This window comes from Gluconobacter sp. Dm-74 (assembly GCF_018256135.1).
In the GTDB taxonomy this organism is placed as follows: Bacteria; Pseudomonadota; Alphaproteobacteria; order Acetobacterales; family Acetobacteraceae; genus Gluconobacter; species Gluconobacter cadivus.
Genome location: NZ_JAERLX010000001.1, coordinates 617,048 through 636,448, shown reverse-complemented (window position 1 = coordinate 636,448; position 19,401 = coordinate 617,048). Strand labels below are relative to the sequence as shown.

Sequence of the window (19,401 nt, the reverse complement as noted above, 5' to 3'; positions counted from 1 at the left end):
TTTTTATACTTTCGGACGACCCAACAGCTTTCGGGCCCGCCAGAGAAGTCGTGGCAACATCACGAGCGGATGCCGACTTTCAAAAGGCGATAACTGCATATCGAAACCGGTATGCCGCTGTATTTTCCAAGCGAGATAGGACGCGCCGTTTTCAAAGGTGAAAGCCGCTTTCAACAGTCTGGCGACATTCCGCGGACGGCCGGATGTCTGCACTAACGCCCAGCGACGGAGCGCTTTTCGACGTAGGGCCGCACTGATAACGGGTTCCAGTATGTCGTCATGAGCGGAAAACCGGAGCCGTCCCCGCGCCCATCCCAGCGGCAGCAGGGCCGCGTACCGCGCTTCCTGTCCTTCCAGAATACTGTTGCCGCGCCCCTTTTTCTCAACCCGCAATTCAGACGCATAAGTATGGGCGAACAGGGTTTGCCAGAACTCCAGCGCCGTCATGGAAGGCGTGCCTAAAAGGGCTGCCCAGCATGACGCCGTCGTCACACATCCCGCAATCAGGGTGAGAAGACTGTCCGCGCTCTCCGGTCCGCGCACCCAGACCAGCCGGACCGGCTGGCAGAAACGGGCCCAGATCGTGGTGTCCAAAGCGCCAAGACTGGTGCGGGCGGCGAACTGCTCACGGGACAGGACCGCGATCTTGGCACGCAAAACGCGGTCCTGATATCGGAATTCCGAATACCGCACATTGGGCGGCAGCACGAGATTTCCGGTCCGGGCGATCAGGCCACCTGAAAAGCCTTCTGTATTTTCGGTGACAATATAGAAGTCGAGAATACCGTCCGGATCGGCCTTGCGCAGAAGCGAGCCGTAAAACAGCACGCCAAGCGGCAGTTCGGGACAGGCACGGGCCAAAGCATCCGCAAAAGCGCTGACGCCCGGATTGACAGAGGTGGTCAGTTCACCGATCAGTCGTTGTTCGAGCGCATCAGGCATGAAGGAACCGGAAGCTGGGCGCACGTTCCAGCCTCAACACGCCATCCGGGGCCGCGCTGAAAACTTCTCCGTCAAGCACGAAATCGCTTTCCGTCACCAATGTCATATCGTCCGTACGACCACTGACGTAATCGGGATGACGACGCAGCCAGCGCGGTGCACGACCACACAGGAGCGCCCATGTGGCTCGCAGAAGACTTTCGGGCTGTGCGCTGACATCAAGATATCGAAGACCCTCGACATTGGGTTCAGCATCCCAGAACGGCCAGATCCCGCGTGACAGGCACGAGAGCCCCGTTACAAGAAACATGAAGCTTTGCCCATCATAGACATGACCGCCTGTCTCGATCCGAAGCGGATCTCCCCGGAGCCATGCTTCACGGCTTTTGCGGAACATGAGACTGACAAACGTGGTGAGAAGAGTGATTCCGACGGCCAGATCATGCGGTGCAAAACGCAGGACCGTCGGCGAATGCGCGATGCGGACGGCGCGCGCAAATCCGGCGCATCCCCCGAAAAGCCCCAATACGGGCATCCGGTCGGTTCCGGGCCAGGACAGACGGATGGGCGTGCGGATACTTGAGCGCAGGGCCCCTGCCTTCAGGCGACGGATGGCTTCCATCCCCCGCAGGCCAAACCCGACGTCACTGGCAATCAGATTCGTATTACCCGAGGCCAGAACCACGATGTCCGGCAGACGGTCTGCGGGATAGGCGCGCGCAATCGCAGTCAGGGCCGTACTGACCGTTCCATCTCCGCCATCAATAATGATCGTGTCGATACCCCGTTCGTAAAGCTGGCGAACATGAGCGGTGGTTCCTTCCCGACTGTCGGAGGGAACGAAATCCTTCCCCAGAAGGGCCTGGGCCTCGACAGCAAAACTGGAACCGTTCCGGCGGTTTTTCCGGCTACGGGCATTATGGATCAAGGCTATGCGCACTGGGGAGGCAATCTTCATATGGCGTTCGGCTATGCGGGCGGGTCTAGCACGGCTATGATGGAACTGCCAGAACGGCACATCCCGGCAGTCCCGGGCGCCGGTTCATGGCGTGGATACTGACAAGGCCTTTCTCTGATCATGACCCCTGACCTGCCCGCAGATCCCCTCGCGTCGCGGCACACGTCCCCTGTCACAACGCCTCATGTCACATTGGCCCATATTTCAGACCCGCATCTGCCTCCACCGCCGGTTCACTGGCGCGCGGCGCTCAACAAGCGCGCCCTGAGCCTTCTGTCGTGGAAAAAACACCGCCAGTACGTCCATCTCGCTCAGACCTGCGCTGCACTGGTGAAGGATATCGGACGCACAGGCGTGGACACGATCCTTGTGAGCGGGGATCTGACCAATTTCGGAACACCGGACGAATTCGCCGAGGCCGCCCGCTGGCTGGAAGCACTCCCCGCTCCGGTCCTCGTGATCCCCGGCAATCATGACTGCATGGTCCGGCAACCGGCTTCCGCGGGGCTAAATCAGTGGGAACGCTGGTCCGCGCGGCAATATCCGTATGTGCGTCTGCAGAACGGGGTTGCGATCATCGGCGTTAATTCCGGCATCCCTACAGCCCCTTTCATGGCTTACGGCCGCGTTGGACGCACACAGCGGGAACGGCTTGAAGCCCTGCTGGAGCAGCTTGGAAAAGAAGGACTATGCCGGGTGGTGATGATCCACCATCCCCCAAAGCGCGGTCTCGTCCCCTGGCGCAAATCCTTGCTGGATCACCGCGAAGTTGCGGCCCTCCTCCGACGGGCCGGAGCGGAAATCGTCCTGCACGGCCACTCCCATGATGCGACCCTGACCCATATCGCCGGCACGGATATTCCGTTGTTGGGCGTGGCATCGGCCTCCCTGACAGATGACCGCCCTCACCGACAGGCGTGCTGGAATCATCTGACGATCCGCCCATATGAAGGGGGCTGGCACATTGATCTGGCCCGTCACCGGCTGGATGGTTCGGTCAGCGAACGGGCGTCATGGAAGAGATCCGGGCGAAAACAGGCAGGAAGGACAGACGCGTGAAACAGCGGGCCCATATTCTGGACCGCTATCTGCTGACGCAGATGGCGCCGCCATTTGCGATCGCACTGCTGGCGATGCTGGTCGCCCTGCTTCTCGAACGCCTGCTGTCGCTTTTCGACTATCTCGCCTCCGCAGGCAGTTCGCTTGCGACCTGCATCGCGCTCCTGACGGACCTGTTGCCCCATTATTTCGGCATCGCCCTGCCCGCGGCGTTGTGCATCGCGGTGTTCCTGACCATCCGCGGCATGAGCGACAACAATGAGATCGACGCTCTTCAGGCCGGTCGCGTCTCGCTCATGCGGATCAGCCGTCCTTTCATGATCGTCGGCCTGCTTCTCGGTGCGGCGAGCGTGTTCCTGTACGGCTATATCCAGCCCGTGGCCCGCTATGACTATCGCGCAGGCTTCTATTTTGCCGAACATACCGGCTGGGCGCCTCATCTTCAGGCCGGGATGTTCGCCTCCACCTCCAGTAAAGCCGTCATGACCGCAGACAGTGTCAGCCATGCCGGAACCCGCCTCAAACGCGTTTTCATCCGCGAAGTCAGCCCCAGTGGGGTCGCCCACATCATCACGGCGCAAACAGGCGCGCTAACCATTTCGGAAAAAACGCGCAGCACGCGCCTCGATCTGTGGAACGGAGAAATCGTGGATGATCCGTTTCAAGCAACCCATCCTCACAAGCCGACAGTGACGCATTTCGAGCATGTCGTCCGCGTCATCGATCGGCCGGACAAGGAAACCGCGTTCCGCACACGCGGAGCGGACGAGCGTGAACTGACCCTGCTCGAACTGGCCCATGATCTGCGCTACGGCTTGCCGGGCATCGAATACCGCACACTTCGGGCTGAAATGGACTTCCGCATGGCCCGCGCCATTGCCATTCCCTTCATTCCTCCACTGGCGGTCGCGCTGGCCATCAGCGCGAGACGACGCAAATCCGTCTGGGGCCTGATTGCCGTCGCAGTCATCCTGATCGGCTTCGACCAGACCCTGATGTTCGGACACAGCCTCGCCTCCACGGGCCGTCTGCCGATCTGGCTGGCAATCTGGGTGCCGGAGGCCGTGTTCTGTATAGGCTGCCTCGCGGCCCTGCTGCGTCGGTCCCGGGGTTCCTGGCGCCGTCGTCTGCTGAAACGGGCTGTGGCATGAGCGACTCTCAGCCTTCCATGCCGCGCTTCGTACTCATCAAGGCGCTCAACCGGGCCCTGCTTGGCCGGTTCATGTTATGCGGTGTCGTGCTCGTCTCTCTGCTGGAAATTCTGGCCCTTATGGAGAAGACGACGCCGATCCTGAACCGACATCTCGGGATCCGCGGGATCCTGACATTCGCGTTCCTGCACCTGCCAGCACTCAGCATCGACATTCTGCCGCTGGCCTTCATGGTCGGCACACTTTTCCTGCTGACGCAGATGACGCTGTCGAGCGAAATCTCCGCCCTGCGCGCAGCCGGACTTTCGACACCCTCGCTGTACCGCCTCCTTCTGCCCGCCGTCCTGATTGTCGGTCTCTGCGGAACCTGCGCCCAGTACTGGCTGGTCCCCGCCTGTGAAAATGCCCTCACCACATGGTGGAACAGGACAGACCCTCTGGCCGGGCAGGACGGACAGCCTGAAGACGACATCCTGTGGTTTCGCGCAGGCCCCACTCTGGTGCGGATCGGTCAGATCGCCCAGGGCGGATATTTCCTGCGGGATGTGACGATCTATCACCGTGACTCCACGGGGCTGCTCACCGGAACCGAACATACGAATACCCTGACCTACACACAGGGTCGGTGGCATCCTGATGGCGCGCAGGATCTGTCCCTTTCCGAAGACAAATCGTTTGTAAACGTCACGAAGGGCGACAGCACCTTCATCATCCCCGCCATCCCGTCCACCATCATGACACTGTCCCAGAGCGGCGCTTTCGTCACACCGGGGCAGATCAGTGCCATTCTGCACAAGGGGGCTCCGGCAAGTCTGCCCAGAGCCACCTACCGCATGGCCCTCTTTGGCGGCATGATTTTACCGTTCGAAATTGCAGTAATGCTTCTATTGACGCTTCCGGTGATCTATATCCCTCCCCGTGCAGGACTTCGAAATCCGCTTCCGGTGTATGTTCTTGGCGCCGGAATGGGCTTCGTCATCCTGCAGGGAATGATTTCCGCACTTGGAAACGCAGGCACGCTGCCAGCCCCGCTGGCTGTCAGCGTCGGGCCATTGCTTGGCGCCCTTCTGGGTTTGACCTGGATCCTGCGGATGGAGGAACGATGAGCACTTTCACTGCACCGTGGCGCAACATGTCCGCCATCCGGACTGGCCGCAGCTTTGATCTGGGGAAGATGAACCTCTCCCAGCTCTGGTTCGCCTATCTGACCTATCCGACGATCCTGCTCTACTTCGCCCTGATCGCGGGCGCGGCCTGGGCGGCCCTGCATTTCTCGACTGCCCTGTGGGTGACACTCATCCCCGTTCCCGTCGTGATCGTGGTCTATCCACTGGCCTGGTATGCGATCCACCGCTTCATCCTTCATGGGCGCTGGCTCTATCGCAATCACTGGACCGCCTCCCTGTGGAAGCGCATCCATTTTGACCATCATCAGGACCCGCATCTGCTGGACGTTCTGTTCGGCTCACCGCTAAACACGGTGCCGACGATGGCCATCATTACGATGCCGATCGGCGGTCTGATCGCGGGCTGGAGCGGTGCGTTCTGCGCCCTTTCGACCGCACTGGTCATGACCTGTATCTATGAATTCTTCCACTGCATCCAGCATCTGGCTTACAAGCCGCGCTGGAAATGGGTGGCGAACATCAAGCAGTTGCACGTCCTGCATCACTTCCACGACGAAGACGGCAATTACGGCATCACGAACTATGTGCCGGACCGTCTGTTCAGCAGCTTCTACCGTGAAGCGCGTGACCGGCCCCGCAGCAAACACGTCTTCAATCTCGGTTACGATCTTGAAGAGGCGCACCGCTATCCATGGGTTATGGACCTGACCGGCTCGCCGCCGAAAGATCGCCCGGACGGGGCCCGTCCGGCAGCATCACGCAAAACGTCAGACCGTAACCCCGCGGCATGAGTCTTCCGGTTCTGGTGCTCGCTGGTTCGCGTGACGGCGAGAATGATGTTCTCGCAAAACTCGGGCGGGTTTCTCACAAAGCGCTTCTTCCCGTCGCGGGTCAGCCCATGCTGGCCCGCGTGCTCGACACCATCGCCCGCACGCCCGGCCTTGGCCCCGTCACGATCAGCATCGAAAACCCCGACTGCATCCGGGACCTCGCGGGGGACGCCACGATCCTGCGCTCAGCTCCTTCTCCCAGCGAAAGCGTTGCCGAGGCGATCGACAGGATTGGCACGCCCTGTCTGGTGACGACAGCCGACCATGCGCTTCTTCGCCCGGAATGGATTGAGGAGTTTCTAGCCAAAGCGCAGGACTGCGATCTGGCAGCAGGCGTGGCGTTACGCGCAATGGTTGAGCGCGATGTTCCCGGCACGAAACGCACCTATATCCATCTTTCGGATATGAGTTTCTCAGGCTGTAACCTGTTCCTGATCGGGACGCCAAAAGGGCGGAACGTCATCGAATTGTGGAAGCGCCTTCAGCAGAACCGCAAACAGCCGCTTCGAATGGCTCTGACTCTTGGCCTCGGCACGTTGCTGCGCGCCGTGACGCGTACACTGGATTCCAGCGCTCTTTACCGCCGTATCCAGAAGCTCACCGGCGCGAACGTCCGGCTGGTGACGCTGTCGGACGGGCGCGCCGCGGTGGATGTGGACAAGCCGTCCGACTTGACGCTGGCTGAACAGATTCTGGCGCAGACGACCCCATGAAAATCGCCTACATCATCAATTCGCTCGAATGTGGCGGTGCACAACTTCCCATTCCGGATATTGTTTCCGTCATGCGCGCCCGAGGCGGGGATGTGACGGTCTTCGCGCTGGCCCGCAAGGACGACCTCGCCATTCCGTTGCTCGAAGCAGCAGGCATTCCGGTGCGGGTGCGAGAAGGCACAACGCGTGACCATATCGCGGCCTATCGCTGGCTGCGCGACGAGATGGAGATGTTCCAACCCGATCTGATCTGGACGTCGCTGAGCCGCGCCACACTTCTGGGGCAACTGGTCGCCCTACGTCGCAAGACTCCGACAGTTCATTGGCAGCATTGTGGACGCCTGAAGAAAGCGAATGCGTTTCTTCTGAGACTCTGCCGTCCCTACACCACGCTCTGGGTCGCCGACTCCCAGTCCGTCATCACTTTCGCAGCCAAAGAGCTCGGCCTCAGCGACAATTTCGTGGCCTGGCCCATTTTCCGCGCCGATCCCAATGCGCCCATCGCAACGCCGTGGAAAGAAGGCGAAATCGTCCGTGTCGGCTCTCTGGGACGCCTCAATCCGGTCAAAGCCTATGACATCCTCTGCGATGCCGTGGCCCTCCTGAAAGACCATCCCGACCTGCCGCCATTTCGTCTTCAGATCGCAGGCGACGGCCCTCTGCATGCCGCGCTTCAGGCCCGCATCACGGAGGGTAATCTGCCGATTGATCTTCCGGGCTATACGTCAAAGCCGATGGATTTCCTGAAAGCCCTGCATCTTTATGTCCAGTCGTCGCACTGGGAGGGCATGTGCGTGGCAGGGCATGAAGCCATGACCTGCGGACTGCCGGTTGTTGCGACCCCTGCCGGAGAATTGCCATCCAGCATTCTCGACGGCGAAACGGGACGCATCGTGCCGTTCGATAATGCCCCGGCGCTCGCCGCCGCTCTGGCGGATCTGATCGGCAGACCCGCCGATCTGGCAGCAATGGGGAAACGCTCCCGCAAGCGGGTTCTGGAACGCTTCGGACCGGAAGCCTTCACCCGTAATGGGAACGCCGTACTGGACCGCATTCCGGGCTTCTGAACGCCCGGATCACGCTTTCAGGTTCCGAAAATCCTGCGCCTCATATTCAGCAGATCCCGTTTGGGGCCAAGTCCGATTTTCTTGAGATCAATCAGCGTCACCTGCCCGGCTGCGGAGAGCGTGTGCATTCCGTCCCCAAAACGCCGACGCAGGGATGCTGGAATGGAAATCGTCAGCCCGGGCGTGACTTTCGGCAGTTCACGCTCCAGCCCCTCAATTTCCAGAAGCCGGATGCCGCGTCCATAGGTGCCCTGACAGTCCTGTGTCGGCAGAATGATCTTTCCATCCACGACAACTGGTGTTCCTGCCGGACGCGCGCCCGCACGGTCATTCAGGAAAAGCCCAAGGTTCTTCCATGAACCCGTCAACGTATCGGCAACCGAAATATTCAGCAGACTTTGCCGCTCGACCTTACTGCCCGCAGGAGTCCAGAACATCCACCAGCGACCGGCATGCTGGAACGGCGTGGCGTCGATCGCGGCTTCGGGGAAATCGAAAGCTTCGACGCGCTCCCAGCCCTTGGGAAACGATGTCGCACGATAGAGCGAAAGACGCCCCGAAGCGCTCGCTTCGGGCAGCAGATAAACCTCTCCTTCATGCTCGAGCACAAAAGGGTAAGACAGGTGCCAAGGCTCTTCCAGAACGCTCTCGCGGGACAGCAGACGCCCCGTACCGTCATAGATCAGAACCTCGATCGTGCCTTTCGGATGGCGATAATCGAACGCTTCGGCAAAGACATACAGCTTTCCATCCCGCCACAGTCCGAAAGGATCTGCCAGAAAACGATGGTCCCCGATGTCAGGCAGCGTCGTGATGGGAAAACCGTTCAGGCTGGCCGCATCGACGATCTCCGCCAGAGGCGCATGAACGATGGCGCATCGCCAGTGATCCGTCCGCAGAAATGGCATGAGGCACTCCTCCCGCAAAAATACAGCTTCAAAAAATATCTGCCGGGGCAGACGTAGAGCGCAGATCGGGGCAGGATGGAACCATGAGTGAGGCTCTTTCCGCAATTCCCACAGACATCGCCTGTGGTCTGCCCGAAACGCAACTGGCCATCCGGCGCGCCGTTCTCGGCCTGTGCCGGACGATGAACTGGGCGGCCATCAATGAATTCTCCCTGCCCGCCGCAGGCCGTCGCGCGGACGTGATGGCGCTTCTGCCCGACCATTCCCTGATCTGCATCGAAATCAAGTCCGGCCTGCGCGACTTTCAGACCGATCAGAAATGGCCCGAATACCGTGACTGGTCCGACCGCCTGTTTTTCGCCGTGGATGACGCTTTTCCCGTAGACCTCATTCCGCCGGACGTGGGTCTGATCGTCGTCAGCGTCAGCGCCGTCCCCCCTGCCCTGCGCGAAGGCGTTCTGGCAGAATGCACGATCATCCGGGAACCCGCCCTCCACAGACTCGCCCCTGCCCGGAGGCGGACACTGGTGCATCTGTTCGCAACAACCGCCGCCATCCGACTCATGGGCCTTGAAGACCCCGCCATCACCTCATCCCTCCGCGCCGCACGACGCGCTGAATAGGACTGTTCCATGACCTTCGATCCGATTGCCGTCCGCCTAGAAGCCGCCCGCAGCGTCGTCCGCGACGCCGCCCAGCTGGCCCTCTCCCTGCGCCCGGCCCCCGGCGGCCCGAGCGGCACTCTCAAGGGACGTCAGGACTATCTGACCGAAGCGGACGGCGCTGTCGAAGCCCTCGTCAGCCGCCGCATTCAGGAGCTTTTTCCCGAAGACGGTTTTCAGGGCGAAGAAAACGGTGCCACCCGCCAGGGCCGCTTCCGCTGGGTCGTAGACCCGATCGACGGGACATCGAACTATGCCCGTGGTCGGGACCGCTGGTGCGTCTCCCTCGGCCTTCTGGAAGGCGACGAACCTGTTGCGGGCGTGATCGAGGCCCCGGCTCTGGGTGAAGTCTTCACGGCCAGCAAAGGCAAGGGCGCGTTCCTGAACGGCAAGCCCATCAAGGCCTCTCCCATCACCAACACGCAGGAGGCCATGATCGAAATGGGCTGGTCCTCCCGCGTTCCTGCCGAAACTTTCAACGAAAAGATCGCAGCCATCATGGCGCTGGGTGCCATGCCACGCTCGGGCGGGTCCGGCGCGCTGGCTTTGGCGGATGTGGCCTGTGGTCGCTCCGACGGCTATCTGGAAATTGTCATCCAGCTTTGGGATGTGGCCGCCGCACTGGCCATTCTCGCGGAGTCCGGCGCGGCCGTCTCGCCCTTCCTCCAGACGGGCGGTCTGACGGGCGGGGCGACAATCCTTGCAGCAGCTCCGGGCGTCGCAAAGGTCCTCTCAGCCGCGGTCAACGTAGAAATCTGACATCTCCTTTCCCGCACTCGTGATTTGGCCGCATTTGGCGCATAGTGCGGGAAACATCTTTTCGATGACTGCAGAAGGTATCTTCCATGACCCTGTCCGGTCTCCTGCGTACGACCACGCTCGTCGCTTCGGGCTGTCTTGCCCTGTCGGCCTGCTCCGACGCACCCCAGACCACTGCCAGCCAGCAGCAGCTTATCGTTGATCGCGCCACACTGGCTGTCCAGGATCTCTTCGCGGGGACCACGCCTCAGTCGCGCTCGCAGAAGCTGCTTGCAGAAGCCAAGGCCGTCATGGTCTGCCCGTCCGTCCTGAACATGTCCTTCGGCATCGGCGGCTCCGGTGGGCGCTGTCTGCTCCTCAGCCGTGATGCACGCGGGTCATGGTCCGATCCGGCGTTCTATCGCCTGAGCACGGCTTCGTTGGGATTACAGGTCGGCGTCCAGAGCGCGGAAACCATTCTGTTCATCATGTCCCAGCGCGGCATTCAGGCCATTCTGGACAGCCAGTTCAAATTTGACGCCTCTGCTTCCGCCTCTTTCGCCAGCATCGGTACGGGTGTCGAAAACAGCACGGCTGGCGCGCACAATACCGACATTTATGCTGCCCAGAAAAACGAGGGTCTCTATGCCGGCGCCGCTCTGGGTGGCTCGAAACTGACCGTCGATAGCGGCGCGAACCGTGCCTATTACAACCAGACGGTCGGTCCTGAAGACATCGTCGTGACGATGCGCGTCAACAACCCGTCCGCTGATCCGCTGCGCCGCGCCCTGATGTCGGTCGCCCAGACGCCAGCAGCCTCCACAGTCTCATCGCGCGCAACGCAGGCGGCCACCACAGCCGCACAGGATGTAGTCGGCAACAGTCCTTACCCGACGACCTACGATGCGTCGCGCCCCTATTCGGCGCAGGCCGCAGGCGTCCAGAGCCAGAGCCTCGCTCCGCTGAAGCACTGAAAAACCCGTCCCGCTCTCTTCCAAAGAGCGGGACATCAGTTCGGGTTCTGCGACGCCCCGGATAAATGCGCGCGATAGGCACGAATATTTTTATCCTGATCGGCAAGGGTTTCGGCAAAATTATGCCCGCCCGACCCTGTCGCCACGAAATATAGCATCTTGCCATCAGCCGGATGCGCCGCCGCATCCAGAGAACTCTGCCCCGGTGAGCAGATTGGCCCGGGCGGCAATCCCGCCTGAAGATAGGTATTGTACGGCCCCGGTGTTTGCAGGTCCTCATGGGTCAGGGGCGCATCAAGCGTCCCGGCTCCGTTGCTGAGCCCGTAAATCACGCTCGGATCTGTCTGTAGTCGCATTCCCAGCTTCAAACGGTTGAGGAATACGCGCGCCACCATGGGGCGTTCCGACGGCACCGCCGTTTCGCGCTCGATCAGGGACGCCAGAACCAGCAACTCCTGCGGAGACTGAATCAGTCCGTCCAAGGCCTCGACGTTGCGCCCGTCCCAGGCTGCGGCCAGTCTTGTCGACATCATTTTCTGCAATTTTTCGGCCAAAGCCTGACGCGACGTTCCCCAGACATAAGACACCGTCTGCGGAAAAACCGTCCCCTCCACCAATGTCGGCAAATCACCATTCAGGGCCGGAGCCTTATCGAGAATGGCTTTGATTTTAAGCACCGTCAGTCCCTCAGGCACCGTCACCTGATGGGAGACAGGCTTGCCGTGACGCAGGATCTCAAGAACATGCGCGACCGACACGCGAGAGGGAAACTGGAGTTCCGCCGCATGGATCTGGCCGTCGCGATGCGTCAGGAAAGCGGCAATTCGGAAAAAAGTGCCGGAAGCCCAAGTCGGCGATAGAATGCCATCGTCCTGCAGGGCTTTTGTCACCCGGGCATTGTTGCCGTGAGGGATAACGAAAGTCTTTTGGTCCTGTAGCGGACCGGGATCAGTGTAATGACCATATCCTGCGGCCAATCCGGCCGCGAGAAGCAGCGGCGCTCCGAAGAACGCCAGCTTGCGGCCAGCCTTTGGAGGAAGAACGAGCTTCCGCGGTTCTTCGCTGTCAGACTGGCCTTCAGACATGGGAAACGAACCCTTCCTCAGTCCTTGAAGCGCTTGAGGATGATGCTCGCATTCGTGCCGCCAAAGCCGAAGCTGTTGGACAGGGCGACGTCGATCTTGCGCTGCTGGGCGACATGCGCCACGCGGTCGATCACGCTTTCACGCGCCGGATTGTCGAGGTTCAGGGTCGGCGGCACGATGCCGTCACGGATGGCCTGAAGGCAGAAAATCGCCTCAACCGCACCGGCCGCGCCCAGAAGATGGCCAATGGCCGACTTCGTGGAGGACATGACCAGACGCTTGGCGTCCTCGCCGAAGAAGCGCTCGACTGCATCAAGCTCAAGGTCATCCGCCATGGTGGAAGTTCCGTGGGCGTTAACATAGTCGATATCGGCCGTGGTCAGGCCACCGCTGTTGCGCAGCGCGGCTTTCATGGCACGGAACGCACCCTCATGGCCTTCAGCCGGGGCCGTGATGTGATGGGCATCGCCGGACATGCCGTAGCCGCCGATTTCACCGTAGATCTTCGCACCACGGCGCTTGGCGTGCTCAAGTTCCTCAAGCACGACTACACCGGCACCTTCACCCATGATGAAGCCGTCACGGTCCTTGTCCCAGGGGCGCGAAGCCTTGGTTGGATCGTCGTTGGAAGCGGTGGACAGCGCACGTGCCGAGCAGAACCCGGCAATGCCGAGCGAGCAGATCGCAGCTTCCGCACCACCGGCAATCATCACCTCCGCATCGCCATACTGAATCAGACGCGAGGCATCGCCAATGGCGTGAACGCCCGTTGCGCAGGCCGTCACGACAGCATGGTTCGGTCCTTTGAAGCCGTAGCGGATCGAAAGGTGACCGGAAATCAGATTGATCAGGGCCGAAGGAATGAAGAACGGCGACAGACGGCGGGCTTTGCCGCTCGAAACCGTCAGAGAGCCGTCATAAATCGTCTGAAGACCGCCGATCCCCGAGCCGATCATGACGCCAGTGGCGCAGCGATCGTCTTCGTCCTCAGGCTTCCAGCCTGAATCCTCGACAGCCTGAATGGCTGCGGCAAGGCCCAGATGGATGAAGCGATCCATCTTCTTCTGGTCCTTGACCGGCACCCAGTCGGACAACGTGAGACCACCTTCCGCCGTCGGGCCGTCCGGAACCTGTCCGGCGACCTGGGCAGGAAGTTCGGAGGGGTCGAAATGCGTGATCCGGCCAATGCCGGACTGTCCTTCGATCAGCCGCTTCCAGGTCAGTTCCGCGCCCACAGCCAGTGGGCTGACAACACCGATACCGGTTACGACGACACGCCGCCCGTTAGTTGCAGTCCCGCTCATCGATGCCTCTTGTCTCACGTTATGTCCGGGTCTTGCAGCCGGACCTCATGACAAGGCCCGGCTGATCTTCCACCCCTGAACGGGGCAGGAATCCGGGGCCGGAAAAGCAGCCCCGGTCAGTCTGAGGACTGGCCTCAGGCTGCTTTCTGCTTTTCGATGTAGTCGATGGCATCCTTGACGGTTGCGATCTTCTCGGCTGCATCTTCCGGGATCTCGACGGAGAAGGCTTCTTCGAAAGCCATGACCAGCTCGACCGTGTCGAGGCTGTCTGCGCCCAGATCGTCGATGAACGACGCGTCCGGCGTTACCTTGCTTTCGTCCACACCGAGGTGCTCGACAACGATCTTCTTTACCTTGTCAGCAATGTCGCTCATCTGTTCGTTCCTTATGCCCATCCGGGACCCTGTTGCCCGTCCGGTGCGTTACATCAAAACTCGTACTGCCGCCTGCCAGTCCGGAAGCCCAGTGGTTCCTCCAGAGCAGGGCCGCCCCCGTTGAAGGGGAGGCGTTGCCACCGGAAGAACCGGACATCAGCCTTCAGCAGGCCGGGCAAAGCAGCGCGCGATTAGCATGCTTTAACCAAAAAGGCCAAGCATTCACACCATCGCCATGCCACCATTGACATGCAGGGTCGTACCCGTGACCCATGCTGCCTCTTCGGAAGCCAGATATACCACTGCGGACGCCACGTCACCAGTATTCCCCATCCGACCGAGCGGAATAGAGCCAACCAGCTTTTCGCGGACTGCTTCCGGCAGCACATCCGTCATCGGCGTTTCGATGAAACCGGGTGCCACGACATTGACCGTGACACCACGCGGACCGGCTTCCTGCGCCAGAGATTTGCTCATGCCTACGATACCGGCCTTGGCGGCGGCGTAGTTGGCCTGACCGGCATTGCCCGTCGTTCCCACCACGGAGGCGATCGAGATGATCCGCCCCGCACGACGGCGCAGCATGCCCTTGAGCGCAGCGCGGGCCAGACGGAACGGGCTTTCCAAATCGACGGTCAGAACCTGCGACCAGTCGCTGTCCTTCATGCGGATGGCCAGCGTATCGCGCGTCAGACCGGCATTGTTGACCAGAATGTCCAGCGGAGCGCCCGCAGCGGCTTCGGCCTTGGCCACGAGGCCGTCAGCCTCGGCGGGGTCGGACAGGTTGGCGACAGCGATATGGGCGCGCTCGCCAAGGCTGTCGGCCAGTTCCTGAAGGGCCGCTTCGCGCGTGCCGCTGAGCACGACCGTTGCGCCCTGCGCGTGAAGCTGGCGGGCAATGGCAGCGCCAATGCCGCCCGATGCGCCCGTCACGAGGGCCGTCTTGCCGGTAAGAGAGAACATGATCGGTTGTCCTTAAAGGGTCTTGAGCAGGGCTTCGATTTCGGCGGGCGTCCCGGCATTGCTGGTGGCCAGTTCGGGGGCGATACGACGTGCCAGACCGCACAGGACCTTGCCTGCGCCAAGCTCGTGCATGTTCGTCACACCCATTGCCACCATCGCCTGCACGCTCTCACGCCAGCGCACCGTGCCCGTCACCTGCTTGACGAGCAGGTCGCGGATAACAGCAGGATCGGTCACCTTGGCAGCCGTGACATTGGCGATAACGGGAACAGACGGTGCGTTCAGTGTCGCGGTCGCCAGTGCATCTTCCATCTCGCGGGCGGCAGGCGCCATCAGTGACGAATGGAAAGGTGCGGAGACCGGCAGCTTCACGGCGCGCTTGATGCCATGCTCTTTGGCGACAACGATGGCGCGGTCGATGGCGCTCATCACACCGGATAGCACGATCTGGCCACCGCCATTATCGTTGGCGATCTCCAGCGTCTCGCCCTGAGAGGCTTCATCGCAGATCGCACGGGCCTGAGACGCATCCACACCGAGAAGAGCTGCCATGCCGCCCTCCCCGGCCGGAACGGCGCGTTGCATGGCCTGACCACGCAGACGCAGCAGACGCGCACCTTCCGCAATCCCAAGCGTGCCAGCAGCGGCCAGAGCGGAATACTCACCCAGCGAATGCCCGGCCAGCAGGGCTGCCTTATCCGCCAGTTTGAAACCGCCTTCGCTTTCCAAAGCACGCACGGCGGCCAGCGAAACCGCGAACAGCGCGGGCTGGGCATTTTCCGTCCGTGTCAGGTCTTCCGCATCACCAGTGAACATCAGGCGCGACAGATGATCGCCAAGCGCCTCATCCACTTCCTGAAAAACGGCGCGGGAGGATGCAAAAGCCTCGTGAAGGGCCTGTCCCATCCCGACGGACTGGCTCCCCTGTCCCGGAAAGACGAACGCGTGAACCGACATGGATCCCCCTGCTGGCAGTGAATTTAAGGTTCCGCGTGATGCGTCCTCACGCTCCATCTGTCAAATCCGGCATCAGTTTTTACGCTTGAGCGTAAAGAATTCATCAGTCGGAATTTTCACACGGATCATGGAAAACGGCCTGTCGGAGCGGAATACGGTGCCATTCTGATAATCCTGCGGGCGGAGAATGAATGTGTAAGGCACCGCACCTTGATTATCGACCAGAAGCCGCGCCGTTCCGTTTTCCACGGCTTCAAAACGCGCGCCGGGAGCGACATCAATCTTCAGCCGATGCGCATCAGGCGCCAGAAAAGCAAGGATTACGCCAAAGAAATCGCGGATGGCGGCATTGATCTCCCCCATCCAGCCCACGGCCTGCTCTTTTGTAAAAGACGGCACCGGAAGAGGATCAACCTCAATCGCCAGTTCAAGCTGAACCTTCCGGTTGGACGGCAAGGTCAGCAGAACTGGAGGATTTTCTGCCAGAAGGGCCTCGGTACGGGGAAAATGCATCTCCCGGTCCTGACCAACGAAAAGCGGAATATCGCCTTCTTTAGTATGGAGGACGACCCGCGCCTCAGACGGTGCGGCATGGTCAGGCAGGATATCCCCCAAAAAGTGCAGAGACAGATTTTTCCCTGCCTTGTCCGGCAGGCGGTCAAACCGGTCATACACTCGGTAAATGCCCTTGTAGCTCCCGACCCGCATAGCGTGCTGGCCGGTAACGGTGACAGTTTCTTCCGGTTCGGCAGAAACGCTGGAAAACGGTGCGACCAGAAGAACTGCGAGCAATCCCATGCCGATGCCGGTTTTTTTCAAGCCTCTCTCCTCCCGCTCTGCCACATCTTCGTGACAAACGATGACTATCCGATCTTCTGCATCACAATCAGGACCTGTGGCAACCGGACGGGATTGTCCATGTATTCGATCAGACGAAACAGACCGCCCCATGCTTTGATGATATAATTTCGCGGAATGATCGCCTCACCATAATGCGACTGGGGCTGAGGCGGTTTCGAAGTCGCCGCGTGAAGGAAACGTCCAGCCTCGAATTCCGCATTCGCACGTGCTTCATCCGTGAAACTATCAGCACAGGCTTCATGCCACGGATGCTCCAGGCGGATGCCGGAAGCGCGTTTGAGCCGCTGTTCGGCGCAGAAGGCGATGAACCGGCGGCTCTGCGTCGTCATGACCAGAATCCCGCCCGGTCTGAGCAGACGGTGAAACTCCCGGACCCAGTGCCCCGCGAGAAACTCGTCCAGATGCGAGAACACCGACCATGACGTAATCAGATCAAAGCTCTCCGACGTCAGAAGCATAGGCGGCACCAGATCGCAGCCCAGAAAATTTAGCGCCGGATTGCTCAGTCGCGCCGCCATGAGAAAACGGTCCGTGGTTTCCGCGCCATACAGATTGGAAGGCCGGATATCTTTCATGAACAGCCGGGCAATACGCCCCCAGCCGCAACCGAAGTCCAAAAGACGTGTCTCGGGACGAACCGGCCGCCCGGCATAAGCACAGTACGCCTTGATTTCCCGGAAGAAGACATGCGCTTCGTGGATGGAAATTTCTCCATGATGCCCATGGATTTCCCGTTGCAGGTCATCGGGGGGGAAGGACGGCATCTTCACACCCTGAATTTCAGGAATGTGCACGGACGACACCAAAACCTGAAGCCATTCCTCATCGCTGATGCCACCGAAAGTTTCAAAGACGGCGCTAATACTTTCAGAATGGCTCATTAATTCCCGCCGAAGCCGTGTCGTAACGTTTATTTAACGCATTCTTGCAGTCCCTGCCTTCCATGACCAGAGCTGGATTATGAAAATTACGTCCTTCTCTCGCTCTGCGGGCAGAGCTTCTCCAGACCGACACAATTCCGTGTAACATTTAGAAAACAGGCGATTTTTTGTGGAATCCCAAAAATAAAGAACCGATGGTTTGGGCTGTCATGGCATTCACATGCGGATGACGGACAATCGAAGGATCTTTTTTCAATGTCCCTTTCTGGAAAAGTAGCTGCCGTCACGGGTGCCGCCCAGGGTATCGGCAAGGCCATCGCACTTCGTCTGGCCAAAGATGGCGCGGACGTCATTCTGCTGGACGTCAAACAGGACATTCTCGCCCAGACCGCCAAGGAGGTTGAAGCCCTCGGACGGCGTGCCGTCGCGCTTACGGCCGATATCAGCAACCGCGACCAGTTCGCCACGACCCTGCGCGAAGCCGCGGATACGCTGGGCGGGCTGGATATCATGGTCAACAATGCTGGTATCTGCCAGGTCAAACCGGTTCTAGAGATCGAGCCTGCGGAGATCGAAAAGATCTTCAGCATCAACGTGCAGGGCGTGTTGTGGGGCATTCAGGCCGCTGCGAAGATTTTTCAGGAAAAGGGCACGAAAGGCAAAATCATCAATGCCTGTTCGATTGCCGGACATGAAGGCTACCCGCTGCTGGGCGCCTATTCCGCCACTAAATTCGCCGTTCGTGCCCTGACACAGTCAGCAGCCAAGGAACTGGCGTCCTCGGGGATCACGGTCAATTCCTACTGCCCCGGCATTGTCGGAACCGATATGTGGGTCACAATCGACCAGCGCATGGCCGAAATTACTGGCACGGAAGTAGGCGCGACCTACAAGAAATATGTGGAGGGAATTGCTCTGGGCCGCGTGGAAACTGCCGATGACGTTGCAGGTTTCGTGGCCTATCTCTCCAGCAGCGACGCCGATTACATGACGGGTCAGTCTGTGCTGATCGACGGTGGCCTCGTCTTCCGCTGAGACCAGAAAAAAGGGGGCCGGTTTCCCGCGCCCCCTGATGTCTCAACGTCCGATCAGACGGCCGCGCTGCCAGGCTTCAGCCGCCCCTTCAGGGTCCTGCCCGTCAACGGAAATGACGTAATCAAGGGCACTCATGACCTTGTTGCCCAGCATCATTTCCGAAAGTTCGTCCAGCAGATCGCTGTCCGCCTGACGCGCGACATCTTCACGCAGGATCATCCGCGCGGACATCTCGCCACCAAGCAGACGCGACGGGTCTTCGAGCACGGTCAGCAGATCGGTATGGAACACGGCGTGCGGCTGTGTTGCGACCACAAGCGGCTTTTCACCAGCATCGCGAGCCTTCTCCAGACGCTCGATCAGAGCACCCTCGCCAATGCTTTCAATAGACAGAACCGAAAGCGCCGGAAGCTGCTTGAGCGCCTCTTCCAATGCCTGACGGCTGTCATCGGCCACGATGATCCGATCCACATCAGTTGCAGTCAGGGTTCCGACAGCGCCCAGCGGTGTCAGAGCAGCGAAGCTGACCACCGGCTGATAGAGGTCTCCCAGAACCCGAAGGCCCGGGCCGGCGAGACGGTCGTCACGCAGGAACCAAGCGGAAACCAGAAGGTCGACCTCTCCATGTTCCAGCGCATCTTCGACATCATCGGGATCAAGATCGACATACTCGACCTCGACCTCATAGGCCTCAAGCACGCGCGCGACCGCGCTGGCACATCCCGCATGCAACGAGGTGTACAGATGGCCGATCGTCATTTGTGTCATGAGAATGGGTCCGTCAGGCAGAAAATTGAAACGTGAGACCGTGA

21 protein-coding genes are annotated in these 19,401 nt (G+C 60.3%); 10 read left to right on the top strand and 11 right to left on the bottom strand.

Annotated features, from left to right (window positions below; all coding sequences use genetic code 11):
• Positions 1-3: 3 nt before the first annotated feature.
• Entirely contained in the window at positions 4-942 is a 939-nt protein-coding gene (locus tag JK208_RS02955; protein ID WP_211574338.1) for a hypothetical protein, read from the bottom strand.
• A complete protein-coding gene (locus tag JK208_RS02950) occupies positions 935-1,900 on the bottom strand; it encodes a diacylglycerol kinase family protein (RefSeq protein ID WP_249201879.1) in 966 nt (321 codons plus the stop codon). The genes JK208_RS02955 and JK208_RS02950 overlap by 8 nt, the downstream gene beginning before the upstream one ends.
• A gap of 120 nt (positions 1,901-2,020) precedes the next feature.
• Between JK208_RS02950 and JK208_RS02945 the strand changes: the two genes are divergently transcribed.
• From JK208_RS02945 to JK208_RS02920, 6 genes are read left to right on the top strand one after another with little or no spacing between them, the layout of a single operon-like run.
• Positions 2,021-2,959 carry a metallophosphoesterase gene (locus JK208_RS02945; protein ID WP_211574259.1) on the top strand — a complete coding sequence of 313 codons (939 nt, stop codon included), beginning with the start codon at positions 2,021-2,023 and terminating at the stop codon, positions 2,957-2,959.
• Positions 2,956-4,110, top strand: a complete 1,155-nt coding sequence (locus JK208_RS02940) for an LptF/LptG family permease (protein ID WP_211574258.1) — start codon at positions 2,956-2,958, stop codon at positions 4,108-4,110. The genes JK208_RS02945 and JK208_RS02940 overlap by 4 nt, the downstream gene beginning before the upstream one ends.
• Positions 4,107-5,216: an LptF/LptG family permease gene (locus tag JK208_RS02935; RefSeq protein ID WP_211574257.1), complete on the top strand. Its 1,110-nt coding sequence runs from the start codon at positions 4,107-4,109 to the stop codon at positions 5,214-5,216. Before JK208_RS02940 ends, JK208_RS02935 begins: the two co-directional genes overlap by 4 nt.
• Positions 5,213-6,028: a sterol desaturase family protein gene (locus tag JK208_RS02930; RefSeq protein WP_194261394.1), complete on the top strand. Its 816-nt coding sequence runs from the start codon at positions 5,213-5,215 to the stop codon at positions 6,026-6,028. Before JK208_RS02935 ends, JK208_RS02930 begins: the two co-directional genes overlap by 4 nt.
• Complete coding sequence (locus JK208_RS02925; RefSeq protein ID WP_211574256.1) at positions 6,025-6,780, top strand: NTP transferase domain-containing protein; 756 nt, start codon at positions 6,025-6,027, stop codon at positions 6,778-6,780. Before JK208_RS02930 ends, JK208_RS02925 begins: the two co-directional genes overlap by 4 nt.
• Complete coding sequence (locus tag JK208_RS02920) at positions 6,777-7,847, top strand: glycosyltransferase (RefSeq protein WP_211574255.1); 1,071 nt, start codon at positions 6,777-6,779, stop codon at positions 7,845-7,847. The genes JK208_RS02925 and JK208_RS02920 overlap by 4 nt, the downstream gene beginning before the upstream one ends.
• 17 nt (positions 7,848-7,864) lie before the next feature.
• Here the strand turns inward: JK208_RS02920 and JK208_RS02915 are convergent, their stop codons facing one another.
• Positions 7,865-8,755, bottom strand: a complete 891-nt coding sequence (locus JK208_RS02915) for a hypothetical protein (RefSeq protein ID WP_211574254.1) — start codon at positions 8,753-8,755, stop codon at positions 7,865-7,867.
• Between the two features lie 83 nt (positions 8,756-8,838).
• Here JK208_RS02915 and JK208_RS02910 point away from each other — a divergent pair, with 83 nt between their 5' ends.
• The 3 genes from JK208_RS02910 to JK208_RS02900 all read left to right on the top strand — a co-directional run bounded on the left by JK208_RS02910 (position 8,839) and on the right by JK208_RS02900 (position 11,129).
• Positions 8,839-9,378, top strand: a complete 540-nt coding sequence (locus JK208_RS02910; RefSeq protein ID WP_211574253.1) for an MmcB family DNA repair protein — start codon at positions 8,839-8,841, stop codon at positions 9,376-9,378.
• A 9-nt stretch (positions 9,379-9,387) separates the two neighbouring features.
• Complete coding sequence (locus JK208_RS02905; protein WP_211574252.1) at positions 9,388-10,176, top strand: inositol monophosphatase family protein; 789 nt, start codon at positions 9,388-9,390, stop codon at positions 10,174-10,176.
• Positions 10,177-10,262: 86 nt separating this feature from the next.
• Positions 10,263-11,129: a lipid-binding SYLF domain-containing protein gene (locus tag JK208_RS02900; RefSeq protein ID WP_211574251.1), complete on the top strand. Its 867-nt coding sequence runs from the start codon at positions 10,263-10,265 to the stop codon at positions 11,127-11,129.
• 35 nt (positions 11,130-11,164) lie between these two features.
• Here the strand turns inward: JK208_RS02900 and mltG are convergent, their stop codons facing one another.
• The 7 genes from mltG to JK208_RS02865 form a co-directional block, all read right to left on the bottom strand.
• On the bottom strand, positions 11,165-12,214 hold the full coding sequence (gene mltG, locus JK208_RS02895) for an endolytic transglycosylase MltG (protein WP_211574250.1): 1,050 nt from the start codon (positions 12,212-12,214) through the stop codon (positions 11,165-11,167).
• A 17-nt stretch (positions 12,215-12,231) separates the two neighbouring features.
• Positions 12,232-13,518, bottom strand: a complete 1,287-nt coding sequence (fabF, locus tag JK208_RS02890) for a beta-ketoacyl-ACP synthase II (protein ID WP_211574249.1) — start codon at positions 13,516-13,518, stop codon at positions 12,232-12,234.
• A 134-nt stretch (positions 13,519-13,652) separates the two neighbouring features.
• Entirely contained in the window at positions 13,653-13,892 is a 240-nt protein-coding gene (locus tag JK208_RS02885) for an acyl carrier protein (protein ID WP_011253554.1), read from the bottom strand.
• A 222-nt stretch (positions 13,893-14,114) separates the two neighbouring features.
• The gene (fabG, locus tag JK208_RS02880; RefSeq protein ID WP_062030220.1) at positions 14,115-14,855 is read right to left on the bottom strand and encodes a 3-oxoacyl-[acyl-carrier-protein] reductase; all 741 of its coding nucleotides are present in this window, start codon (positions 14,853-14,855) and stop codon (positions 14,115-14,117) included.
• 12 nt (positions 14,856-14,867) lie between these two features.
• Entirely contained in the window at positions 14,868-15,812 is a 945-nt protein-coding gene (gene fabD, locus JK208_RS02875; protein WP_211574248.1) for an ACP S-malonyltransferase, read from the bottom strand.
• A 72-nt stretch (positions 15,813-15,884) separates the two neighbouring features.
• The gene (locus JK208_RS02870) at positions 15,885-16,631 is read right to left on the bottom strand and encodes a hypothetical protein (protein ID WP_211574247.1); all 747 of its coding nucleotides are present in this window, start codon (positions 16,629-16,631) and stop codon (positions 15,885-15,887) included.
• Positions 16,632-16,675: 44 nt separating this feature from the next.
• Positions 16,676-17,554, bottom strand: coding sequence for a bifunctional 2-polyprenyl-6-hydroxyphenol methylase/3-demethylubiquinol 3-O-methyltransferase UbiG (locus tag JK208_RS02865; protein ID WP_211574246.1), 879 nt, complete (start codon positions 17,552-17,554; stop codon positions 16,676-16,678).
• Between the two features lie 255 nt (positions 17,555-17,809).
• Here JK208_RS02865 and JK208_RS02860 point away from each other — a divergent pair, with 255 nt between their 5' ends.
• Positions 17,810-18,589 carry an acetoin reductase gene (locus tag JK208_RS02860; RefSeq protein ID WP_194261406.1) on the top strand — a complete coding sequence of 260 codons (780 nt, stop codon included), beginning with the start codon at positions 17,810-17,812 and terminating at the stop codon, positions 18,587-18,589.
• A 42-nt stretch (positions 18,590-18,631) separates the two neighbouring features.
• On the opposite strand, the gene JK208_RS02855 is transcribed toward JK208_RS02860, so the two are convergent.
• The gene (locus JK208_RS02855) at positions 18,632-19,357 is read right to left on the bottom strand and encodes a glycine betaine ABC transporter substrate-binding protein (RefSeq protein WP_211574245.1); all 726 of its coding nucleotides are present in this window, start codon (positions 19,355-19,357) and stop codon (positions 18,632-18,634) included.
• Between the last annotated feature and the right edge of the window lie 44 nt (positions 19,358-19,401).